4 protein-coding genes are annotated in these 4,338 nt (G+C 39.0%); all 4 read left to right on the forward strand.

Annotated features, from left to right (window positions below):
• The first annotated feature begins 637 nt into the window (after positions 1-637).
• On the forward strand, positions 638-1,231 hold the full coding sequence (locus H2O73_RS20085; protein ID WP_182110704.1) for a hypothetical protein: 594 nt from the start codon (positions 638-640) through the stop codon (positions 1,229-1,231).
• Positions 1,232-1,971: 740 nt separating this feature from the next.
• Positions 1,972-2,265 (forward strand): hypothetical protein, encoded by a 294-nt coding sequence (locus H2O73_RS20095; protein ID WP_182110705.1) that lies wholly within the window; start codon positions 1,972-1,974, stop codon positions 2,263-2,265.
• A gap of 163 nt (positions 2,266-2,428) precedes the next feature.
• Positions 2,429-3,187 (forward strand): RES family NAD+ phosphorylase, encoded by a 759-nt coding sequence (locus H2O73_RS20105; RefSeq protein WP_182110707.1) that lies wholly within the window; start codon positions 2,429-2,431, stop codon positions 3,185-3,187.
• Positions 3,188-3,332: 145 nt separating this feature from the next.
• Positions 3,333-4,271, forward strand: coding sequence for a DUF6602 domain-containing protein (locus tag H2O73_RS20110; RefSeq protein ID WP_182110708.1), 939 nt, complete (start codon positions 3,333-3,335; stop codon positions 4,269-4,271).
• Positions 4,272-4,338: the final 67 nt, after the last annotated feature.

A 4,338-nucleotide genomic window follows, 5' to 3' on the forward strand; every position in this document is an offset into this window, starting at 1 on the left:
ATGTCACAATGGTTTAATTCAGGGGGATAGCGTTTTTCGCCCCTTAATGCGGCGTTATGTTTTAATGAAGTTTCAATGGCTTAAATGCCTTTGAGTCGTTCTTTGTCCCTTTAGCTATTCGCCGGGAGTAGACTCAGCAATTCGCTATTGTCTGCCCCAATTCTTGAATCACTTCACCCATAAAACATGCCAAGGTTAGCGGGTTGCTTCATTCGAGTTTTCGGGTGGTTTGGTCGTCTTGTTTCTCTGGCTCAAAGTCGCTTTGGGCATATTTCCCAATTAGCCAATAACCTTGGCAGTAGCCTCGGCAAATCACCATTGTTCTGCGCTGTTGTTGCTAAGAAAGGGCGCTTGTTGAGGCTTGATCGAGTTGCCTCATTATCAGGGAAGTGGGCTTGCTCGTTTCTGGTTTGGCGCATCTGGTGGTCAAGCGAGTTCGAGCTTGTGACTTGGTTCAGAAATCTAGGTCTGCCTCTCAGTTCTTTGCCAAGTAAATCAGTCAGTTGTGGTAAAACATAACAAAGCATTTAAGACGGATTCTCAACGCTTGGCGGTTTCAGTCTAGGTCGGCTTCAGTGCTAAATGTGGCAAGGTTTAAGGTTGGGTGGTCGCGTTGTTCACCACTTAATGCGGCGTTATGAGCCAAAACGGAACAGATATTCGCAGTCATTTGATTTTTTCTAGGGGATATAGAGTGAGTTACGAGTTAGTAATTAAATCATGTAAATCAATTGAAACAGAGTTAGTCAGAATTGGAGCTATCGGTAAAGGTTTGCATGAAAAACTATCGAGTGTAGAAAATGACTTAGAAGAAGACCTTGTTACTTCTATTCGACAACTCGCTACTATGCGGAACAAATTGATTCATGAGGATGGTTATGAGTTTACAGAGTGCGATGAAGCTGAATTTAAAAAGCTAGCGGATGATACATCGAAACGATTAAAGGCAGGGGTAACACTGCAATCAGAAAAGAACATGAGTAATATACAACGCAAGAATTATACAGTATGTAGCGCCTGCGAGAAATCTATAGTTCCGCGTATAGTTTTTAAAAATAACGTACCATCCAAATCATACTGTCCTCATTGTTGCGCTCTAGTTAAAGACTTAAATTACTCATGGTTTCGCGAGTTTGGAGAGCACTTATACTTATTTTTTTGTATGAATCCGAAGATGGTGAAATTTGTGATAGCCCTTGTTATTGCATGTGTCGTAGTTTTAGTGGTTTAACACACATAGTGTTTAAGTATTGGTGGGGTTTTAGCTCATAACAAAGCGTTTAAGACGGATTCACAACGCTTGGAATTTTCGGCTTACTTTGGGTTAAGTGTTTATGTCACAATGGTTTAGGTAGGGTGGTTGGCGTTGCTCACCACTTAACGCGGCGTTATGTGCTTTGTTTCGTATTTGTCTTGTCGATAAATCTTTTGATTTGTTCAATTTGCATGGCTTTGATAAAAATTCGCCCCTTTTTCTAATTACATCAAAACTATGTTTGAATTTATTGGTAACGTCTTTCGTTTCCTAGCTAAGTGCCTAATTAATATCATTAAGTTTGTATTACTACTGATAGTAATAATAATGGCGTGGGACTTTCTAAAAGAAGATAAACAGGAATGGATCGGCTTTGTCTATCCAGATAAGAACAATTTGTGGAATGACAAAAATATAGGAACATTTGATAGTCTTGAAGCTTGTCGCAACGAAGCCCGAAGTGCTTTATATCAAATGAATGCAACATATTCAGGTGACTACGAATGTGCATTGAATTGTGACACATCTAGAGGCAAGCCTTATGTCTGTGAAGAGACTAAGCGCTAGCCTTTAGGACGCACATAACAATCTGTTTAAGAGTGATTCGCAACGCTTGGCATTTTTACTATGCGTTGCGTTTAGTGTTTAAGGTAGTATGCGGAAACTTCGGTATTGCGTTGCTCACACCTTAACAGGGCGTTATGTGGTATATGGAAATGCATGAATATTACAAATTAAAAAGCAGAATAAAAGACATCCTAATCGAGCGAGGATACAAAGAAGTAAAACCGGATACCGACTTAGACTACTGTGGTTCAATGTACAGTATTTATGCCTTAGGCAATTATAGGTTTATGATCCAGTGGGATGGTGAAGAAGGTTTCGGCTTGGTTGAATACTGGGAACATGATAGTTGGAAATTGTTAGAACCGATAGTTCCTGAAGGTTTCAAAGATGCCTTTGACAGCAACCTTGAAGCTCTGTGTATTAGTGTTCAACGTCACCTTTGAGTCACCACATAACAAACTGTTCAAGAGGGATTCGCAACGCGTGGCATTTTCACTATGCGTTGGTTTTAGTGTTTAAGTCGGTATGCGGCGGCATCGGTATTGCGTTGCTCACCCCTTAACAGGGCGTTATGTGTGCAAGCCCCCGAGTATTCAAGGAGAAAATATGAGCTTTAAGTCTTGGCGTGCCTTTCTGGAGTTTAGCCATACAGTAAAACATAAGTCCCGATATATTTTAGATGATGATTCTAAAGCTTTCCTCGATGCTGTGGCTGATACATGTGGAAGTCGGGCTAAGGTGCTTGAAAAGGGAACTGTTTTATGGCGTGCTCAAAACGGTCATGATTGGGAAGAGATCAGGGAAGGTGATGAAGTTGTAGCAGAAAAGCCTTCGGCGTTTTCTCCTACAAGAATGAAACCTTTAGTTGATAGTGCGTCAGAAGGTAGAGCGAATTCTAAGGGTATTCCGTGTCTATATCTTGCAACAACGGCAAACACGGCAATGTCTGAGGTCCGCCCTTGGCTAGGTTCTATTATTTCTGCGGGGCAATTTAAAACAATAAAAGAGCTTAAAATTGTTGACTGTTCAATACATCATGGTGAGGCTACACATTTCTTTTTTCAAGAGCCTCCAGCCGAGGATGTGATAAAAAATGTTTGGGCATTTATTGATAATGCTTTTTCCCAACCAACGCTGAATAATGACCTTAGGTCCGATTATGCTCCAACTCAAATGATAGCAGAGTTGTTTAAATCGTTAGGTTACGATGGGTTGGCCTACAAAAGCTCTCTATCTGATGGGTACAATATAGCTTTGTTTGATCTAGAATCTGCCAAACTAGTGAATTGTTCTGTGTTTGAAGCAAAGAAGGTTGAGTTCAGTTTCAATGAAATTGACAATCCATATTTTATCAAAGACACATAACAATCTGTTCAAGAGTGATTCGCAACGCGTGGCATTTTTACTATGCGTTGGTTTAAGTGATTAAGGTGGTATGCGGCGGCTTTTGTATTGCGTTACTCACACCTTAACAGGGCGTTAAGTTACTTTAAAATGTTAGGAATGTTTAATGGATAAGCTTTTATCACCATATTATCAAGCGATAGCCCAAAAAATCGATGCCGAAGTTTCAGATATAAATGATTTATTTGAGCATCAAGGGGTTAAAGGCGAAGGTAACGAAAATGTATTAGTGGAACTATTAGATAAGTTCCTGCCTAAAAAATACGCGATTGGAACTGGAGTTGTAGTAGATCACGAAGGACAGCAAAGTAAGCAGTGTGACATCATTATTTATGACGCATTCAATTACCCTGAGATATTTGCTCAGACAGATGTTAAGTTTTTTCCAGTTGATTTTGTATATGCGGTAATTGAGGTTAAGACAACACTAAGCAAAAAGAAAATGACTGAAGCGATTGAAAATATCAAGTCAGTAAAAAAACTAAAATTTATAAAGCAATCCTTTCGAGAAATGCCGGCAGATCCTATTTATGAGTTAAATGCAGATACAGTTATGTGGAATACTGTTTCCACGACTTCACCTCAAGGGTATATTTTTGGTTTTTCAAGTTCAGCAAAGAAATTTACCACATTCCAAGATTGGTTTGAGGTGGGTGAAATTTATGAACATACTCCTAGTCACGTTTTCTGCTTAGACCATGGAATCCTGCTTAATCATGTTAAGACAGGGGTACATGGATTCATGTGTCCGTTGTATGACAAAGAAACAGATGAATATTTTACGAATAAAGATGGCTCATTGTCCTTATGCAAAAATAAGCCTTTTATTACGGTGGATGGTAAAAAGTACCCATTGTCTGAAATGGGTAAACAAAAAATCGCAGTAGATCAAAGTAAGGTACTATTGGAATTTCTAACAATATTAAATGAACTTCTTTCATTTAAAAAATTGAGTCCAAATATTAATGTATATAAAGAGTACTTACCAAAAGACTATAAGTTAAAGTTTGCACTAGATAATGGTGAGTTAGTCGTTATCAGATAACTTAACAAGAGACTATGGCGTCAATAGTTAATTTTTGGCGCTATCTGCATCCCACATACAGCCATCT

Source organism: Vibrio marinisediminis (assembly GCF_014050145.1).
In the GTDB taxonomy this organism is placed as follows: Bacteria; Pseudomonadota; Gammaproteobacteria; order Enterobacterales; family Vibrionaceae; genus Vibrio; species Vibrio marinisediminis.